The sequence below is a fragment of the Leifsonia sp. SIMBA_070 genome (genome assembly GCF_046534635.1).
Classification (GTDB): Bacteria; Actinomycetota; Actinomycetes; order Actinomycetales; family Microbacteriaceae; genus Leifsonia.
This window is the reverse complement of the sequence record NZ_JAWRYK010000367.1, coordinates 1-267: the sequence shown is the minus strand read 5'-3', so window position 1 is coordinate 267 and position 267 is coordinate 1. Positions and strand designations below refer to the sequence as shown.

The window sequence follows — 267 nt, the reverse complement described above, 5'->3', positions numbered from 1 at the left end:
CGTTCATGATCCGTCCACTGGTGTAGAACACGGCCTGATCAGGTGAATCAAGGGCTTGGAGATGCTCCGCGGTGAGATCGAGCGCCTTGTCCCAGCCGATCGGCACGTAGTGATCGGACCCGGATGCCTTGTACATGGGTTTGACGATCCGGCCCTGCATGCCGAGCCAGTACTCGGACTTGTCGAGCATGCTCGACAACGAGTGCTCCGCCCAGAACGTGTCCGGGATCGTCAGAGGTGTCGACTCCCAGACCACCGACTTGATGC

At 59.9% G+C, this 267-nt stretch carries 1 pseudogene; it reads right to left on the bottom strand.

Annotated features, from left to right (window positions below):
- A pseudogene (locus SB754_RS20710) lies at positions 1–267 on the bottom strand (hypothetical protein); the annotation flags it as partial.